Raw genomic sequence first — 18,118 nt, 5'->3', positions numbered from 1 at the left:
TCGGTCCATGGCATCAAGCAGCCGCAAGGAGATTCCGGCGCCGGTTACCAACCGCCTGTTCGCACTGTCCGGGAACCAGTGTGCGTTCCCGGGGTGTTCGAGCCCCGTGACGTATCAGGAGGCTTCCGGTGAGAGACCTGTAACGCTGGCTCAGCGTGCGCATCTCGTCGGTGTCGGAAGGCAGGGGCCGCGCTCAAGGGAGGCGCCCCTCTCGGAGGACCCGGATGCGGTGGAGAACCTCACCCTCTTCTGTGGGAACCACCATGCGATCGTGGACGGCAACCCGAGGGTCTACTCGGTCGAGGTGCTCGCCAAGTACAAGGCGGACCACGAGGCGAGGATGGCGGCGAAGGATCTCCGTGTACCGCCCGCACCGTTCGAGACGGACTCGGTGGATGTGTCATTGCTGCCCGTCTCGGAACTTCCGGGCTCGGTCTGGAGGGCAGAATCACGGTTCAGGACTTCCATGGAAGTCATCGAACGGCTGCCCCGGCCAATACGCGGTCAGGTTCTTCCGTTCGTTCTGGCCAATGGTCAGGTATGGGGGTTTCACGACCTTGCTGATGTACGTGGGCCGTTCAAACAGGTCGTTAAGCCCGAAAGTGCTCAATGCCTGGATGCGGCGGAGCTGCTGGGGTCGCAGGACCGGAACCTCTACGTGTGGCTGCTGAACTCGGCGCTTCGTATGGCCCTGCGGAAGCGGGGCATACAGTACGACCGCGATCACGGACGCTACTACTTCCTGGCGGACCATGAGACGGTCACCCGGAGAGTGGAGGCCAAGACCAAGACAGGCAGGAACCAGTCCGCCAAGAAGGTCGTACGCCAGGAAGGCGAGCGTGCCGGAAACCCGCGCGATGTGTGGTGGCATCTCGCGGCGCAGCTTCGCTTCGAGGAGTTCGCCACGGGAATGTGGGGCCTGACCATCCGGCCCGAGTTCCATCTCACAAAGGACGGGAAAGAGCCGCTGGACCCGCGCAGGGTGGGCCGCAAGGTTACGAAGCGTAAATCCCGTATGTACAACGAAGGTTACTTCGACGCCGTCCACTTCTTCCGCTACTTCCTGCTTGATGGCCGCGCGAGGGTCGTCTTCGAAGTCGGCCGTCAACGGATCGCGATCGACGGCGACTTCCCACAGATCGATGCCAAGTGGCCGCTGATCGACGACAACCGCTTCAACCCCGTCACCATGCTCGACAGTGGGGACGAAGACGACGTCATCGACGCTCTCGCCAGTGCGTGGGAAGTCGACGACGCGGAGTGGGACTGGGGTGCCGAGCACAAGGAGGACGACCGATGAGCCTCGCGCTCAAGCCGCTCAATCTGGGCGTTGAATGGATCGGCGAGCCGGCACTCGCCTTCGCCGACGGATTGACACACATCGACCCCAAGGTCGGCATCCCCGCGGCAGGCCCTTGGTCACGCGACCAGCCGAACCATCCCGCTGCGGTGACCGCTGGATTCATCGGCACCGCCGAATCCATCGCCAAGGCCCGGACGTGGTTGTCGCGGGCGGCCGAGGGGATCGACGGCGACAACGAGCATCACCCCTTCTGCGGCTTCCAACCGGATGGTCCGTTCGCCTCTCGGCTGCGTACCGACGGCCCGGAAGCAAAGATCACCGCTGCTGAGATCCGCGCCGTGACCGCGGACCGGCTCAGAAAGCTCGAAGGTTTCAACCAGCTCCTGGATATCATCGACGACCGGCTGGGCAAGCTTGCCGGCCTCGATGCCCCTCCCGCGGTCGTGTTCATCACGCTGCCGTCCGAGATCACCAGGCGGTACTGGGCGGTACACCAGCGAAACCGTGGGGTGGAGACGGTGTGGAATCTGCGTGCCGGAATCAAGGCCCGGGCGATGCAACGGGGCCTACGCACGCAGTTGCTCCAGCAGGAGACGATCGAGTCGGATCTGAACGCGCATACCTCCGACCTCGAACACCCAGCCGACCTCGCGTGGAACCTGTTCACTGCGATCTACTTCAAGGCTGGCGGTTTCCCCTGGACCCCGGTGGGCCTGGCCGAGGGGACGTGCCATCTGGGAGTCACGTTCTATCGCCCTCATGGCGAGAGATCCACGATGCGTACGAGCGTTGCCCAAGCGTTTGCTGAGAACGGAGAGGCGTTCGTGCTGCGGGGCAGCCCGTTTGAGTGGAAGGGTAAGTGGCCCCACCTGCCTGCGGATGAGGCGTCGCGGTTGATCTCCGAAGTCATCGGTCGCTACAAACAGACCATGGGACGTACTCCGCGGCGCATCGTCATCCACAAGCAGTCGCGGTTTTTCCCTGCGGAACGCGCGGGCTTTGAGGACGCACTCAGCGGCTACGAGTACGACTTGGTGGCCCTGGCGCCTTCCACCGGCGTACGGATGATGCGCCACGGCGAATATCCTCCGCCTCGCGGCACGTGCGTCAGCCTCGGTGACCGTCGCTACCTTTACACCACGGGCTACGTGCCATCGCTCGGCCGGTACCCGCACGGTCATGTGCCGGCGCCCGTCCAGATCACTGACCACGTAGGGGACTCCAGTGCGCGGGACCTGCTCCGCGAGGTCCTGCTGCTGACGAAGATGAACTGGAATTCCGCTCGCTTCGCCGAGCGTCTACCAGTCACGGTTCGGTTCGCTGGCGAAGTCGGCACCATCCTCCGAGATCTTCCGGATACCTACGAACCTGAAGCCCGGTACGCCTTCTACATGTAGATGGATCGCCTCCCGCGAGGTGGTACAAGCGATCATGCTCTTCGGCGTCCGGCATTCGGCTCGCGATGATCTCTCCGTAGGCGCGGCACGCGCATCGGCCCGAACAGGCGCTGGGAGCGCCCCAGTCGGTCGAACCGTGCAACGGTGCTTCAACAGTTGGGGATCGGCCCGGGATCTCGGGGATATTCTGTGTCCCCAGCGTCGGTCGTCTCGACTGGCGCAGCGCTAAGGGGGAGGCAGGGTGGGTGCGCCGGAGTCGAATGCCGGAGACGATTTCCACTTCTGGTGGGCGGCGAGCCGGGCGCTGAAACTGGTTGAGCCGGGCACCATTCTCCGGCGTGTCACACTCGAAGGTCTTGCCCACGTCGATGATCCAGACGACGAGTACGAGACGGTGGACGTTGCCGAGTATCTGGGGGGCGACGATGCCGCTTCGGCAGACGTCCTTGTCCTGTCGCAGCTGAAGTACAGCTCGCGTCACCCGGACACCGAATGGACAACGGCAAGGCTCTGCAAGAAGAGCGTGCGGTATCGCGCCAACGGCACTACGACGCCAGCACGATCCGTCATCGCGGATCTGGCGGCTGCCTATCGACGGCTTGTGGACGACCATGGGGTTGATGTCGCGTCCAGAGCCCGTATCGCGTTGGTCAGCAACCAGTCGGCCGCGCCCGAGGTGGTCTCCTCTGTAGTGGCTGCGGCGGCGTGGGTTGCAGACCAAGGGCAGGCGGTCCAGACCCGGGCTCTTCTCGCTGCGCTCCCTGCCGAGCAGGCTGCGACTCTCCGGTCACTGTCTGAGGCGGTAGGTGCTCGGCTGAGCAGCCAGCAGTTCTGCGCGTTCATGGGCGCTCTTGATCTGTCGCAGACGGGCGCCATGGACAGGGCCGCACTGGCCCGCGCGGTTCAGTCCGGAGCGGCTGAGCTGACACCGGGCAAGGGCCACGACTCGGCCCTGAAGCTGTTCCATCTCGTCCGTGCGCAGGCTCTGCCAGACAGCAACCGCAAGGGAGTGGCGGCAAGCGACGTCCTTGCGGAACTAGGGGCACCCGAACTGCTGGATCTGTACCCGGCACCTGCTCGGTTCACGGAAGTTGCCGATCCACTCCCCGCGCCCGGTGCCCGTTCCATCGCAGAGGCCGTCATGAGGCATCCGGGACGACTCGTGGTGGCTCACGGAGATGCCGGGGCTGGGAAGACCACGGCGATCCGTCAGATGAATGACCACCTGCCGGTGGGATCCCAGGTCGTCCACTTCGACTGCTACGGCGGCGGAGACTATTTGAGTGCAGGTGAAGAGCGGCACACGCCGGAGCGGTTCGTCACCCAAGTGGTTAACGAACTGGCGCAGTTGTGCGGAACTCCGCTGCTTATTCCGGTCTCGCAGCGGCAGGAGGACCTTTGGCGGCGGCTCCGCCGCACGCTTGACGGAGCTGTCGCCGGCCTCCCGCGGAACGCCGTGGTGGTCTTGGCCGTCGACGCTGCTGACAACGCCGCGACAGCGGCTCGGGAATGCGGAAATCGCTCCTTTCTGTCGGAGCTGGTCCGCCTGGCACTGCCCCAGCGAGTCGCCGTGGTGCTCACCGCCCGCAGCCATCGTGTCGGTTCGCTGGGGGCGACGACGGCGGCCGAGGAGGTTCCGCTCGCAGCGTTCGACGCTCCCACGTCTGCGGCGCACTTGCGTCGGCACCGGCCGGACGCCTCCGAGGAGGACGCCCACGCTTTCCACGACAGGACTCAAGGGAATCCCAGAGCCCAGTTCTACGTCCTTCAGCAAGCCGCCGAGCATGCCTGGGACATGTCCACGCTACTGGCGAAATCGGAGCGGACCCCCAAGGCGGTATTCGACGATCTCATCGACTCGGCTCTGCATGTGGGCGGAGCGGACGCCGGTGGTCTACGGTGGCTCGCGTTGATGCTGGCGCTTTCCCGCCCAGTGCCGCTTCAGACACTTGCCACCGCTCTCGACGTCGACCTGCCGGCCGTCAGGAACTTCGCAGCGGGACTCACCCCCGGAGTCCAGGTCGTCGACGACTCAATCCAGTTCCGGGACGAAGACTTCGAAACGCACGTCAGGGACTGCGTGGATCCCTCCGAAGTGATCGCGGCACACAGCCGACTGGCGGATCTGTGTCTCGCTGCGCGGGCGACCGACGTGGACGCTGCAGCGCACGTGGCCGACCATCTGGCAGCGTCGGGCCGCCTGGAGGAACTGCTGCAACTTGTCCTGGAAGAAGCCACTCCTGTCGGCATTACGGACGGTTTTCGCCGAGAGGAGGTCCAGGGCCGACGTCTGGACCTGGCTGTGCGAGCCGCAGCACAAACGGCCGACGCGGCAGCCGCCGTACGACTGGCCGTTCGAGGCTGCGATACGGCGTCCCGTTTCGACACGCTGTCGCGCCTGACCGAGTCACATCTGGAGCTGGTCGCCCGCTATACGGACCCGGACCTCCTGCGAGCCCACGTACTGCGCACACCGAGCGGATCTTGGCTCGCCCCGGTGTTCCTCCAAACGGCTGCGGTGCTGTCCCGTACTCCCGAACGGCACGACGTGGCCCGGGCTGACCTTGAGAGCGCCGGGGGCTGGCTGCGTCGCTGGATGGCTCAGCGGAACGGGGAGGGCAAGCACTGGGATGTCACGCCGGACGACGTTGCCGCGGCAGCGGAGGCGTGCTACCGACTTGACGGAGTCAGGGCCGCGCTGAGAGAACTGCGGCGATGGCGCCCCGGTGACCTCGTGCTGGAGGCCGCAGTGGCACTGGCAGAACGCCTCGCGGATGATGTCGATCCTGCCGTCGTACGACGGTTGTTGAAAAGGTACCGGGTTCCGGCGGAGGCGCAGGCACGCGTCTTCACCGTTGTCGTATCGCCTTCCGATGAGCCGGACGCGGAGTGGGTCGACGAAGTACTTGCCGCGTTGCTGTTGGACCTGCCTGCCGAGCCTCTGCCAGTGCAGTCACGAGTGCTCGACGAGGCGCTCCGGCACGGCGACCGTCAGCTGACTGCCGACCTGGCCAAACGCTGGTCCACGGCGCTGCCCAGCGGTATTTCGAACTACGCGGGATCCACGGAGCCAGGCACTGTGCTTCTGCGCTGCCATGCCGCAGACGCAGTGCTCAGCGGCAACGACATGGACGTCGCCGCGCTCGTTCCCGCCACACTGCAGTCACGCACCGATGAAACGGGTCGCACCACCGACCCCCGGGCGCGCGAACGCGATGAATGGCTCCAACTCGTGAAGGCCATCGCCGCAGCCGCCGTGCTGGCTGCACGCGCGTCCTTGGGGCAAGCGGACGCCGAAGAGGTCCTCACGTTTTGTGATCGAGGAATCGCCGCACGTATGGAGCGCGCCACGCGCCGGTGGTTCACGTACGACAGGTCCTATCCGGCCTGGGCAAGCCTAGTGGCCTCCGCCGCCCTGGACACCCAAGTGGCACAGGAGGCCGTCGATCGTCTGGCCGGGGCCGCCGAGGCCATCCGTCGTGACGGTGCGCCTGAACTCTGGATGGAACTGGCGGCCCTACTCCTGCCACACTCGCATCTCAAGGGCATGGCAGCCGACCTGTGCACGAGGGCGGCCGACTACGTCAACAGCAACGACTATCCAGCACAGGAACGCCTTGACCTCCTTGCTCGTTTGGCGGAGCTGGGAGCGAAAGTGGATGTAGATCTGGGAAGACATCTCTTCGACCAGGCTGTGGAAGCAGCGACCGGAGTTAACGACGACGCGGCCCGTCTCCTGGAGGTCCACGTAGACCTCGCCCACCGCGCCGACAACTCCGGTCTTGATCCGACTCATACCGCCGCGCGTCTCGTTCGAGCCGCGGAACTGATGGCCCCGCACGTGAGTGAAGCCGCCGAGATTCCCTATGCGAAGATCGCCGGCGCGGCGGCTCGCCTGGACCCCTTCACCGGCCTTGCGGCTGCCAGCAGATGGGATGACCAGGACCGCATCGGGCTCTCGTCCACCTTGCCTGCCGCACTGACCGGTGCAGTTCACAACGGAGAGATCCCCTCGCAGCAGCTTCTCTTCCTGGACCACTTGATCGCCGACGACGGAGGTCGTTGGCTTCTGCAGATCAACGTCGCCAAAAGGCTGGCGGCGAGCGGTGCTACGGAAAGGCAGGAGTGCCGCCGTGTCCTGTTGAGAGCGGCGGAATGGGTGCGGCGTCGTGTTCCCGCACGCGATCAGCCGGCAAGGGCGCGGCACCTTGTCGACGCTGCCGAGCAGATGGGGCACGGGAGCAGCATCCGGCAGGCGCTCGAAGCTGTAATTCGGCTCGGAGATGTACAGGAAGGTTCGGTCATTGGCCAGGCTTCCAGCAGAGACTGGGGCGGTAGTGAGCGTCACGCTCCCGAGGTTCAAGCCTTGCTGTCCGGGGCCACGTCTCGCAGTTGGGTGTCGATGGCAGAGGACGTGCGAACACTGACCGACGCTCGTGTCTACGGCGAAGAACTGCGTGGATTCATTACGGCGGTTCTCCAGTACACCCCCTACAGACAGCGCCTGGACGCTCTGACAGTTGTCGCGTCGCTGCCGAACCTGGACACGAACGACGCGCTAGCGGTCCTGTCCGACCACGTCCGCCGCTGGAGTTCTACACCAGCGGTAGCGACATGGGCGGCTGCAAGGCTTCCCGACCTAATTAGTCGACTCTTCACCGAGGTGCTCTGGGGGCATGACACTCAGAGCACGATCGAACAACTAAGGGTCTTCGGAGACGACTTGGCCATCCGGCACGCCGCTCTGGCCGCCCTGCCGGAGGCACGGCAGGGGCTGCGGGCCTACGGATGGCGGAGCGTCGCAGCCCTCCTTGGACATCTGTGCCCCACCGTCGATGCCGGATCGGCCCTTCTAGGGCTCCTCGACGACCGTGTTCCGCCCGACACCGTAGCCGCCGAACGGAAGAGCGCGGCGACGGCCGTTTCCCTGCTGCTCTGGAGCACCTTCGGACACCCTCAGCGGGAACTACGCTGGCGTGCGGCGCATTCCACTCGCGAACTACTGGGCGTCTCCTCCGCTGCTGACGCCGAGTCGCTTGTAGCGGACCTCATGCGACGCTTGGACGACAATGAGCCGGGAACCTTCCGGGACGCGAGCCTGCAGTTCTACAGCTTCTCGGCGATCGTCGCACTTCTTGCGGCACTTGAGCGGGTGGCAGTGGAACGTCCCAATATTCTTGCGGCGTACTTCCGTGAGTTCATGCGCGTCGCTACTGATCGAGTGTTCCCTCATGCACAGATCCGTGAACTGGCGCGTCGCATTGGCCTGGCGGTTGCGGCAGCAGCCGACGCCGATCCCACGCAGGTCGAGATGCTTCGCCTGGCCAACCAGCCCTCCAGTTGGTTCGTGGACTACGGACGCAGTTACGCGCGACGCGACAGAACCTCCCGCAACGGTCGCTACGACTTCGATTCCATGGACACCATCCCCTATTGGTACGGGCCACTGGCCGAGGTCTTCGACGTCGAGGTGGACGCCATCGCCGAGACCGCCGAGGAATTCATCATCGACCGATGGGGTTTGAGCACGGACGATTGGTGGACCGATGTCCGAGAGCTGCGCGACGAGCGCTCCTACGAACGCACCGGTCACAGGCACGGAAGCATTCCTCGCGAGGAGAGTCTCCAACTCTACATCGAGTATCACGCCATGATGGCCACAGGCGGGCACCTAGCTGACGAAGGCCGTCCGGTCCGTGCCGGAACCCTGGCACATGAACAAGATGACTCCTGGGAGGACTGGCTGCTGCCACACCTCCCGGCCCCGACCGGCTGGCTCGCAGACCTCGGGACACCGGTCCCGGCCGATCCGGAGTTTCTTCTGCCCCGGGCGCGGTCCGTCACCTGGGATACTGCATCGCTCGCTGACTTCGATCGTGCCCTCGGGCTAACCATCGACGACGGGGTAGGAGGTGTATCGGACATGATCCGTGTGGCGGCGAGTGTACGACTCCAGGATTCCGGCACCCTCGAGACGGTGAGCGTGGCTTCGGCCCTTGTGGATCCTCACCATTCCGCCGACCTGCAGCGCGCCCTCGCCTCGGCCTCCAATCCGACAGACTGGAAGCTGCCCGACGAAGAAGAGGAAGAATTCGAAGTCGACGAAGGTGTCTTTCACCTCAGCGGATGGATCCTGCGTCCTTACGAGCCCGCGGAATACCTTGACCGGCACGATGTATATGCCTACGAGCTGCGTCGTGAAATTCCCCTGCCAGGGAATGCATTCAGGATTCAGAGCCGCACGGTAGTCGACGCCGCCCATCTAACGCTGACAGCGCACGCCGGAGGCACCGTGGCGCAGGCTCAGCAATGGGCTGACCCTGACCCGGGACGTGACCCAGAATCTACGCTCGTCTCATCTGGCTACCGTGTCCACGTCAGGCGGGACACATTGCTGCAGTATCTCGCTGCCACAGGAAAAAGCCTGATCACGGAGGTTCAGATTGCACGGCGCCGAACTGGACAACGACGAGACGGGTACCGGATCCCCGTCAGCCGCATCTATGTCCTCGACGCCACCGGAAACCTCGCTGCCAGTGGACTCCGTCGCTGAGCTGGGCGAACGCATCCTGGCCGAGTTCGGCGACGAGCACACCAACAGCACTCTGGTCCGGTGGCTCGCACACCACACAGCTCGCCTCGTGACGGAAGCAGATCAGGCGCGTGAGCGGAACGCGCCGGACGCCGCAGCCCGCGCTTCTGAGGCACGGGACGCGATCCTGCGAATCTGGCAGGCCCGGTCCTCGTGGCCCTCCGGATGGCCGCCCCCATACGCGGCGAAACTGGCTGCGACCCTCGATGCGCTACCTGAACCGGGAAACGACAGTTGGTCGCCGCCTACCGTGCCAGCGCGGCTGCACGAGATTCACCACAACGTCTTGGCCATCCTGGTCGACCTGACGACCGACGAAGGACCGGAAGACGAGGCAGAGTGGCTGAACAGATTCGGCCGCGATCTCACCGAGCAGGAGTCGGCTATCTTGCGGTATGCGGCCCACTCGCCAAATAGAGCAGCAGCCCTCCAGCGGAGAGACGAGATGGAGATCTCGGCGGACGCCGATGTCGATGTCGACGAACCCGACACGGCCGCTGTTATCGAAATGCTTGCCGAACTTGCGGAGGCATATCGAAACACCATCACCGACCTCCTGGGGGCGGTTGTAAAGGCTGCCACCTCACCAGATGACGGCGATCAGGAAGAGACCGCTTCCTCGGAGACGCCCGCGTAGGAAGGGCCAGCCCTGGCCCTTGAGGGCGATCTCGGTGACACGGATGCCGACGGTGCGTCCAAGCCGTAGGCGATGACGCGGGCGTCGGCGCGTTTGGTCACGGCCGTGAAATGGGGGGCGTTGAGGACGGTGAGCCCCTTGGCGGGTAGGGCTTCGGCGATCCCGCCCTTAGCTTGGGCAACCTTGTCCTGCGTGCCGGACTCGGCGATGTGGGCGGTGTCGAAGTCGGGGCTACGGGTGCAAGAATTCAGAGCAGGCGCTTAGAAGGCACGTGCTCTATCCACTGAGCTACGGGGGCTGACCTGCGTAAGCGCAGCTTCCGGGCGCTGTCCCCCGGGTCCCGGGGGACGCATGGGGGAATCGCAGACTCCTGGTGATCGGGGGATGCGAGCGCTCTCCGGTCGGGCCGTACGGAGGCTCACACTATCTTCACTCCCCCGAAGCCACGTGCGGAAACAATCCCGCACCTCCTCGGCGTTGATGAACTCCGAGCCGAGGAGGGGAAGGTGTCGGGCCTGAAATTGTTCCGCACGGACACGACGAGCAGAGGCATGACCGAGGTCATGCCGCGTCTTGCTGAGATTGAGGCCGATGTGCAGGGTCTCGTCGAAGCACACATGGAGACGCTGCTGGGGGTCCGCTTCCTGGCGAGCGAGTACGGCACCGGGCCGGTACACGGGGGCCGGATCGACTCGCTCGGGCTGGACGAGAACGGCTCGCCGGTCATCGTCGAGTACAAGCGCGGCACGGATGCCGGCGTGATCAATCAGGGCCTGTTCTACCTGGCCTGGCTGATGGACCACTGTGCTGAGTTCGAGCACCTGGTCCGCGACCGGCTCGGGGTGACGGCCGCGTCCCAGGTCCTGTGGAGCGGTCCGCGCCTGATCTGCATAGCCGGCGACTTCACCCGCTACGACGTGCACGCCGTGCGTGAGCACCGGCGCTCGATCGACCTGGTCCGCTACCGGCTCTTCGGCAGCGACCTGCTCGGCCTTGAGACCGTGGCCTGCGTGAGCGGCGGCATACAGGTGGCTCGCCGGGCGCGGCGCCGGTCTGTTGCCCAGGCAGCGGCCGGTGTCCAGGGCGCGGCGATGATGGAGTTGGCGGGTGCGGTCGACGAGGTGCTGCTCGGGCTCGGGGACGGTGTGAACTGGGTGGAGCGCAAGCAGTACCGGGCGTATCAGCGGCTGCGGAATTTTGCCTGCCTGTGCCCGCCGCAGCGGAGCAAGCTGCTGGTCTACCTGAAGGTCGACCCGAAGGACGTCGACCTCGTTCCGGGTTTCACCCGGGACGTGTCCGGTCTCGGTCACCACGGGACGGGCGACCTGGAGGTCCAGCTCCGTACGCCGAGGGACGTGGAGCGGGCCCAGGATCTGTTCCGGGCGAGCTACGCGGCGGCGTGAACGGCTGCCGCTGCACGGCACCTGGTGGATTGCGCTTCGAGTCGGGTCGGTCGTGGGCGGTGCCTTTCGACGTCCGGGCAGGTGATGGCGGTGGACTATCTATGGTCCGCGGGATCGCCGGTTTGGCCAACCGGCGATCCAGCGCTATGTTGCCCCGCTCGTGCGAGCCGATGATCAGCGTGATCGGCTGGCGGGATGGCCGGTCGTGACCGCCGGAGTCGCCGGCGCACTGGTGGCGAGACGGGTCCTGGGCTCGCGGCCTGGCTGGACCTGGCGTGTGCCGGTTCCGTGGGCGAGTTCCTCGGTGAGGTCAGCGAGGAGAGCGGCCGGGGTGTAGACGGAGGCCCGGATGGCCCAGGTGGTGTTGTTGACGTCGGTGCCGGCCCAGATGGTCCAGGTGTCGAGGGGGCTGTTGGGGTTCTGGGCGGCGAAGGCGTCGAACTGTACTCCGGCGTCCTCGGAGGGATTCGTCCACCGGATCCAGCGTCCGTCGACGGTGTGCGTCCAGCCGGCGTCCGTGAGGGGTTTGGTGGCGGCGGTGACGGTCTTGTCGGTGATGGGGCTGCCGAGGGCGGTGTCCGAGGCGTCGCCGTCGGCGAGATGGGTGAGCAGGGTCTGGAGTACGGGTTCGGGTGTGGTTCCGGTCGCGGTGAGTTGCCACATGCGCTCGGAGACGGGTGTCTCGTAGGCGGCCACGGTCCAGGCGGTGTCGCGGGGGCCGGCTTCGTGCACCCGCTCGATCCGAAGGGTCTGGTCCTCGTGGATGGCGTGGGTGGTGTGGTCGGACCAGGTGCGTTCCCTGTCAAGTTCTGCGTGTTGAAGTGCCGTTGGTCTGCGCCACTGGCCCAATGCCCTGTTCCTTGTCCTCCCGTCGAGGGTTGCGCAGGACCACAGGAGACATCGAAGGCCCGTTCTGCAGTCGGCGAAGTGTGGCGTGTGTTGTGGCGGATCCTCATCATGCTCCGCCCGCACGCACGGCACGCCAGGTCGCTCCTGCGGGCCCGGCTCGTCTTCGCTCACCTCGATGTCGCACGCTGACAGACGGTCTACACCCCGGGCAGTCGTCCACAACCGGCACGAGCGCCGGACAGTACCTTCACGCCGACCTGTCCGCGATCGTGCGCAGCACCGTGGCCGTGTCGGGAGCGCTGAGGTAGGAGAACGACTTTCACTTCGCGACCTCCTTGATCGCCGAGACGATGCCGTTGTAGGCGCCGCAGCGGCACTCCGCGGTCATCTGGTCGAGCCTGCGGTGGTGCGAGTCCAGGCCGGCGTTGTTCACGGCGAAGTCGAGGCCGCCGTATGTCTCGACCGTACGCTCGACGGCTGTGCGTACCGCGTCCTCGTCGGCGATGTCGACGGGGAGGGCCTGGGCCTGTCCGCCGTCCTTCCTGATCAATTCGGTGGTCTCGGCGGCGGTGGCCTCGTCGATGTCCGTGACCGTGACGGCGGCGCCCTGCCGGGCCAGTTCGATCGCCGTCGCCCGGCCGATGCCGCTTCCGGCGCCCGTGACGAGTCCTGCTGCTCGCGGGTGAGCGGGGTGGTGTCGCCGGCAAGGAGTTCGCCGGGTTGGGCGGTGCCGGGGCCGGTGACCCAGACGTGCTGGAGGACGTTCTCCAGGTCTTCGCTGGTCAGGTGTACTGGCAAGTGCGGCTGTTGAGACTTGCGGAATACCCAAGTGGTCGAGGGGTGTGCCGACAGGACAGGGGCCTGGCAAGAGACAGAGCCCGTATGGCTCAGCCCTGGCAGCCGCCGTCGTTCGGCTGGTCCTCACGGGTGCCTCTGCGGTCGAAGGCCATCCAGCAGGATGTCCAGGAGGCGATCGGCTGTGACCACGTGGCCAGACTGGTGCGCGACGGTGAAGATCCCGATCAGGCCGGCTGCGATCTCTTCGGCAGTGACGTCGGGCCGCAGGTCTCCGGCTGCGCGGCCCGCGTCGAGGATCGCCGATATCGCATTCAGGAGCTCGTCCCTGGTTTGGGCGTGGCCGACAGCGCCCGACTCGATCAGGGCCGGCAGGGTGTCGAGCATGCCGTTCTTCGTCGCGACCCAGTCACCGAAGAGGTCCATCCAGCGTCGCATCGCAACGGCCGGAGCCTCGCTGGCGAGCAAGCCCCGAGCGCCGTTCGTGAGGCGGCCGACTTGGTCGCGGTAGACGGCCTCCACAAGGGACTCGCGCGTAGGGAAGTGGCGGTAGAGCGTTCCGATACCCACACCGGCCTCGCGGGCGATAGCTCGCAGGGATGTCTCGCCGTCGGGCGAGGCGAGCACGCGTGTCGCGACCTCAAGCAGCTGATCGCGGTTGCGGGCGGCGTCGGCCCTCGTCGCCCGCGGCTTCGAACTCGTCAAACGGATCACGCTCCGGTTATGCTGGATTCCATAAGCGGAGCATAGTCCGTTTGGGGTGGCTCCACGAACACAAGGAAACGAGTAGGACATGCAGCAATATGGCGACGCCCTTCGAGACGGCGCGAGCAGGGCCGTTCTGCTCGACTCGTTCGGCGGCCCGGAGGTCCTGGCCCTCAAGGACGTGCCTGAACCCCAGGCGGGCGATGGACAGATCCGCGTGCGGGTGACGGCGGCCGGGTTGAACCCGATGGACTGGTTCATGACCGCCGACGCGGAGACCGCGGCACGGTTCGGCCTGAGCCTGCCCTGCGGGTTCGGGACCGACTACGCCGGAGCCGTGGACCAGGTCGGTGCCGGCGTGAGCGGCTACGTGATCGGTGACCGCGTGTTCGGGGCGGCCCTGTCCCGGGCGGTCGCCGACCATGTCGTCCTCGACGCGGACGGGAACATCGCCAGCGGCATCGCCCACCACACCCCGGACGGCGTCGACGACCGTACCGCCGCCGCGCTTGCGATCGCGGGCAGCACCGCGTCCGCCGCACTCGACGTCCTTGGCCTCGGTCCAGGCGACACGGTGCTGGTCGGCGGCGCGGGCGGCGGGGTCGGCGTGTTCGCAGTCCAGCTGGCGCGGATCGCGGGTGCGCGCGTCATCGGGACCGGCTCGCCGTCGTCAGCGGAGTACTTGCGAAGTCTCGGGGCCGAACCGATCGCGTACGGCGAGGGCCTGGCCGACAGGGTCCGCGACCTCGGTGCGGGCGCCGTCACCGCAGCCCTGGACCTGCACGGCACGGACACGGTGCACGTCGCGCGCGAGCTGGGAGTCCCAGATGACCGCATCTGCACCATCGCGGGCCAGGTCGACGGCGTTCCTGCTGCCAACGGCGCCAACGTTGCGCCCGACGCTCTTGAGAACATCGCGCGCCTTGTCGCGGCAGGCCGCCTGCGTGTACCCCTTGCAGCGACCTACCCTGTCGAGGACATCCGCACGGCCGTCGAGCTCCAGGCAGCCCGACACGTCCGCGGCAAGGTCGTTATCGACCTCCAGCGCCAGCCCTGACAGCCCGTGCCGGACTCGAGATCGGGTGACGCCGTACGCAGACGCCGCCTGAGATCCGGTTCCTGCAGCCGGGCCGCACAGCGCGGGAACCGACGAATTGGTCGACCGGCTCGCTCCGCTCACCGCCAGGCGGCACGCGCTCCGCGCGACCTGCCAACCGCAGGCTGCATCCCGCACCGTCGGCCCCGGCGCCATCCCACGGGGGACGACATGGCGTCCGTCGGCGCGGCCCCGGCTGGGTGAGAGGCTGCCCCGGCTCGGTGTCGCGAGCCCACCAGTATCAACCCCCGCGTCCGGGCCGGTTGCCGGCCTCGGTCAGGCCGCCTGACCGCCCGACTTGCCGAAGGGCTCCGCCGGGACCACCGAGTAGTTCGGTTTTCAGTGCCTACGGGGCCCGTCGCCGCGCACGGTCCGTCGAACAGCTCCCACTCCGGTGCCGACGGCCCTGCCCCCGACCGGCTTAGAAGTTGCGCGGATGGGGGCGGTTCACGGTGGTCGGCTTGGGCTGTTATCCCAGCATGGGTGCTCCAGGTGCGGCGGATAAGGCTACGCACGGTTCGCCTTCAATGGCCCTGCACTTGGAGGTGCTCGCTCAGCAGGTCAACGTGTTCTCGTGGTCCGGTCGTGGCCACGACCTGTCACGGACTCAGATGCTGCGATGAAGGCTTGCACGAGGGGACGGTTGTCTCCTCGGCGGGTGGCCATGAAGATCCGGCTCGCTGTGGGAGGCCCGTCGAGTTCGAGACGTTGGGCGCCTGCGGGGAGCAGCGTCGTGACGCTGTATGGGGCGATGGTGACGCCAAGGCCGGCGGCGACGAACATGATGATGGTGTGCCAGTTCGAGCACTCTTGCGCGACCTGGACGTCGATGCCGGCGTCCCGCAATGGCTGTGTGTTCACGTCGAACGCTTGAGCTCCTGCTGTACGTGGGAACAGGATCAGCGGGTCAGTGGCCAGCGCCGTTGCTTCCGCATGGTCGCTGCTTGCGGCGGGGTGTTCTGTGGGGATGACGGCGACAAACCGTTCCGTCGTCAGCAGGGAAAGGGCGATGTCGTCTCGTTCCTCAGCATCCCGCACGATCCCGATGTCGGCTGTGCCCCGCTCCAGGGCCGCCAGGACGTCGAAGGTGAAGCCGTCGTGCAGCTTGATCTGGACGTCTGGGCGGCGGCGGGAGAATTCACGGAGCTGTTCGCTGACGATCGCGGTGGCGGAGGTGATGAAGGCGACATCCAGGCGGCCGGCCTCGCCGCGCCCGACACGGCCGGCCTCGTCGAGGTCTGCCGCCAGACGGCCCAGAAGGTCCCTCGCCCGTGGCTGGAACGTCGCTCCTGCCTCTGTGAGGCGGACGCTTCGGGAGGTACGCCGGAACAGCTCAACACCGACAATCTTCTCGAGCTGCCTGATCTGCTGGGACAGGGCTGGCTGGGCAATGTTCAGCCGCTGGGCGGCACGGCCGAAGTGGAGTTCCTCAGCCACAGCCAGAAAGTACCGCAGATGGCGGAGCTCGATTCGCTGATCCATAGTTCAAACTTATCGATAGAGGCTATCGCTTGTATTGGACATATGAGTGAGTGGGACCGGAGGCTGCTAACGGGAAGCTGCACCGGAAAGGAAACCCGCCTCATGCCGCACACCTCTGCCCCGACCGTGGTCTCCTCGATCGCCTCACAGTGTGATGCCGACGCGTTCCGCGCGTTGAATGAGGAGTGGATCTCGCGCCTGTTCACGCTGCAGGAAGAGGACCGGGCGGTTCTCGGAGATCCGTTCGGCCGCATCGTGGGCCCAGGCGGCGACGTGCTCCTGGCGCGCGAGCCGGGCAGCGGCACCGCCGTCGGGTGCGTCGCACTGCTGGCCTACCCGGACGCCGTGTTCGAACTGGCGAAGATGGCCGTGGCCCCCGCCGCGCAGGGACGCGGCATCGGCCGCCAACTCGTAGCCGCAGCGATCGACCGCGCCCAGGCACTCGGTGGGACCCGGCTGTTCCTCGGCACGAACAGCAAGCTGGCTCCCGCCATCCACCTCTACGAGGAAGCCGGGTTTGTCAGGATCACCCGCAACTGTCTCCCGGTGGCCGACTATTACGCCCGCGCCGACACCCTCATGGAACTGAAATGACGCCCCGGCCCGGCGCCCGGAAACTGCCTCGCCACGGCTGTCTTCACCAGCACGTCGGTTCCCCGCCGCCCGCAGCACGCGATACCTGTGCCAAGTCGTGGCCGGACCATCTGGGCGGCTACCTCGACGACACCCCGCACGGGCCGACTGCACTGGATACGAGCCCGCTGAAGGGCCCTGAGTGGCCGCGGTAGAGGATGAACTCCCCCGTCACGTGCGCGGCCCGGCCCATGGCCTCCCGCCGCGCGGTGGCCGTGCGCCCTGGTCTGGGGACTCCTCTTCCGTACGCCGTGCCCGTTCGGATCGAGTGGGACGGCCTCAGCCGCCACTGCCCCGATGGCCCGGCGCCACCGGCCCACCCCTCCAGCCGACCACTGATCCACCCACAAGTCGTGACTTAAAGATCTGGTGATCATGGAGTGGCGGCGCTCTGTGATCACTGGGAGACCCGTGCCCACGCTGCCCTCATGGCTGACCGAACCACTCTGGGACCAATTCCAGGCGCTGCTGCCCGAGCGGCCCGAGTTCCACCCGCACCATCCGCTCGGCTGCCACCGCCGCGCATTGGCGACCGGATCATCTTCGACAAGATGCTGCAGTTACTACGCTTCGGCTGTTCTTTCTTCACCGTGGCCCCCCGACCCGAGCGCGAAGCTCAGGCCGGCCGCCTGCTGAACCTCCTGATGGACGGCATCGGACCGGCCACCCTGAGCCCGGATCGAGGCCGACGCATCCGGGCTCTGCCCGACTGGCGCCAGGCGGCTGCTGATCGCCGATTACTGCTGGTCGTCGGTGAGGAGCTCGGTCAGCTGGGCGTCCACCGGTCGTACCTGCCCGGTGAACGGCTGCAAGGTGGCGGCGACGTCCGTGAGTTGCTCGTCCTCGTCGACGTCGGCGTCGGTGACGACCAGCTCGAGGTTCTGGTCGATGATGCGCATGTGCAGCCCTTGGAGCACACCGCGCAGCTGGGCGACGGCCCGGTTGCCGCCGCGGGTGCCGTAACTGGCGACGGCGGCGAGCTTGTCGCGCCACTCCGCGTAGGGTCCAGAGGCCGAACTGCGCGACTCCGGACGGGTGATCGCGGGGACGGTACGGCCACGGGGACGGCTCCCGGTGCCGGTGCCACGGGCGGACGGCCCGGCCCGCGGGCTCAACTTGCTCGGCCACGGGCTGACGTAACCCGGGCGGTCTGGTGCGTCAACCCGTGGGTTGACGCCAGGTATCAAACCAGGAGTCAACCCGCGGGCCGAGGCCGTGCGGCGCCG

11 protein-coding genes and 2 pseudogenes are annotated in these 18,118 nt (G+C 66.5%); 8 read left to right on the top strand and 5 right to left on the bottom strand.

What is annotated here, in order from left to right:
* The first annotated feature begins 7 nt into the window (after positions 1-7).
* The 5 genes from ABT137_RS33665 to ABT137_RS33645 all read left to right on the top strand — a co-directional run bounded on the left by ABT137_RS33665 (position 8) and on the right by ABT137_RS33645 (position 11,332).
* Complete coding sequence (locus ABT137_RS33665) at positions 8-1,300, top strand: hypothetical protein (RefSeq protein WP_351714904.1); 1,293 nt, start codon at positions 8-10, stop codon at positions 1,298-1,300.
* Positions 1,297-2,700: an argonaute/piwi family protein gene (locus ABT137_RS33660; protein ID WP_351714903.1), complete on the top strand. Its 1,404-nt coding sequence runs from the start codon at positions 1,297-1,299 to the stop codon at positions 2,698-2,700. Before ABT137_RS33665 ends, ABT137_RS33660 begins: the two co-directional genes overlap by 4 nt.
* Before the next feature lie 241 nt (positions 2,701-2,941).
* Positions 2,942-9,253 carry an AAA family ATPase gene (locus ABT137_RS33655; RefSeq protein ID WP_351714902.1) on the top strand — a complete coding sequence of 2,104 codons (6,312 nt, stop codon included), beginning with the start codon at positions 2,942-2,944 and terminating at the stop codon, positions 9,251-9,253.
* On the top strand, positions 9,237-9,929 hold the full coding sequence (locus tag ABT137_RS33650) for a hypothetical protein (RefSeq protein WP_351714901.1): 693 nt from the start codon (positions 9,237-9,239) through the stop codon (positions 9,927-9,929). Before ABT137_RS33655 ends, ABT137_RS33650 begins: the two co-directional genes overlap by 17 nt.
* 506 nt (positions 9,930-10,435) lie before the next feature.
* Positions 10,436-11,332, top strand: a complete 897-nt coding sequence (locus ABT137_RS33645; protein WP_351714900.1) for a DUF5655 domain-containing protein — start codon at positions 10,436-10,438, stop codon at positions 11,330-11,332.
* Between the two features lie 174 nt (positions 11,333-11,506).
* Here the strand turns inward: ABT137_RS33645 and ABT137_RS33640 are convergent, their stop codons facing one another.
* The 3 genes and pseudogenes from ABT137_RS33640 to ABT137_RS33630 all read right to left on the bottom strand — a co-directional run bounded on the left by ABT137_RS33640 (position 11,507) and on the right by ABT137_RS33630 (position 13,690).
* Positions 11,507-12,304 carry an SPDY domain-containing protein gene (locus ABT137_RS33640; RefSeq protein ID WP_351714899.1) on the bottom strand — a complete coding sequence of 266 codons (798 nt, stop codon included), beginning with the start codon at positions 12,302-12,304 and terminating at the stop codon, positions 11,507-11,509.
* A 256-nt stretch (positions 12,305-12,560) separates the two neighbouring features.
* Positions 12,561-12,824 (bottom strand): annotated as a pseudogene (locus ABT137_RS33635) (SDR family NAD(P)-dependent oxidoreductase); the annotation flags it as partial.
* A 278-nt stretch (positions 12,825-13,102) separates the two neighbouring features.
* Positions 13,103-13,690: a TetR/AcrR family transcriptional regulator gene (locus ABT137_RS33630; protein WP_351714898.1), complete on the bottom strand. Its 588-nt coding sequence runs from the start codon at positions 13,688-13,690 to the stop codon at positions 13,103-13,105.
* 79 nt (positions 13,691-13,769) lie between these two features.
* On the opposite strand from ABT137_RS33630, the gene ABT137_RS33625 reads away from it, so the two are divergent.
* The gene (locus ABT137_RS33625) at positions 13,770-14,738 is read left to right on the top strand and encodes an NADP-dependent oxidoreductase (protein ID WP_351714897.1); all 969 of its coding nucleotides are present in this window, start codon (positions 13,770-13,772) and stop codon (positions 14,736-14,738) included.
* 600 nt (positions 14,739-15,338) lie between these two features.
* On the opposite strand, the gene ABT137_RS33620 is transcribed toward ABT137_RS33625, so the two are convergent.
* On the bottom strand, positions 15,339-16,259 hold the full coding sequence (locus ABT137_RS33620; protein WP_351714896.1) for a LysR family transcriptional regulator: 921 nt from the start codon (positions 16,257-16,259) through the stop codon (positions 15,339-15,341).
* 102 nt (positions 16,260-16,361) lie between these two features.
* Here ABT137_RS33620 and ABT137_RS33615 point away from each other — a divergent pair, with 102 nt between their 5' ends.
* Together ABT137_RS33615 and ABT137_RS33610 are read left to right on the top strand one after the other, a co-directional pair.
* Positions 16,362-16,853: a GNAT family N-acetyltransferase gene (locus ABT137_RS33615; RefSeq protein WP_351714895.1), complete on the top strand. Its 492-nt coding sequence runs from the start codon at positions 16,362-16,364 to the stop codon at positions 16,851-16,853.
* Between the two features lie 450 nt (positions 16,854-17,303).
* Positions 17,304-17,488, top strand: a pseudogene (locus ABT137_RS33610) (IS5/IS1182 family transposase); the annotation flags it as partial.
* A 141-nt stretch (positions 17,489-17,629) separates the two neighbouring features.
* Here ABT137_RS33610 and ABT137_RS33605 read toward each other — a convergent pair.
* Positions 17,630-17,932, bottom strand: coding sequence for an NADPH-dependent FMN reductase (locus ABT137_RS33605; protein ID WP_351714949.1), 303 nt, complete (start codon positions 17,930-17,932; stop codon positions 17,630-17,632).
* Between the last annotated feature and the right edge of the window lie 186 nt (positions 17,933-18,118).

The organism is Streptomyces sp. NPDC001980 (assembly GCF_040296885.1).
GTDB lineage: Bacteria > Actinomycetota > Actinomycetes > Streptomycetales > Streptomycetaceae > Streptomyces.
The sequence above is the reverse complement of the archived record's forward strand: the minus strand, read 5'-3'. Positions and strand labels throughout refer to the sequence as shown.

What these genes read in the sequence shown, in the direction of transcription:
- ABT137_RS33665 (WP_351714904.1), top strand. Translation starts at nt 8, where the DNA reads ATGGCATCAAGCAGCCGCAAGGAGATTCCGGCGCCGGTTACCAACCGC.
- ABT137_RS33660 (WP_351714903.1), top strand. Translation starts at nt 1,297, where the DNA reads ATGAGCCTCGCGCTCAAGCCGCTCAATCTGGGCGTTGAATGGATCGGC.
- ABT137_RS33625 (WP_351714897.1), top strand. Translation starts at nt 13,770, where the DNA reads ATGCAGCAATATGGCGACGCCCTTCGAGACGGCGCGAGCAGGGCCGTT.
- ABT137_RS33620 (WP_351714896.1), bottom strand. Translation starts at nt 16,259, where the DNA reads ATGGATCAGCGAATCGAGCTCCGCCATCTGCGGTACTTTCTGGCTGTG.
- ABT137_RS33615 (WP_351714895.1), top strand. Translation starts at nt 16,362, where the DNA reads ATGCCGCACACCTCTGCCCCGACCGTGGTCTCCTCGATCGCCTCACAG.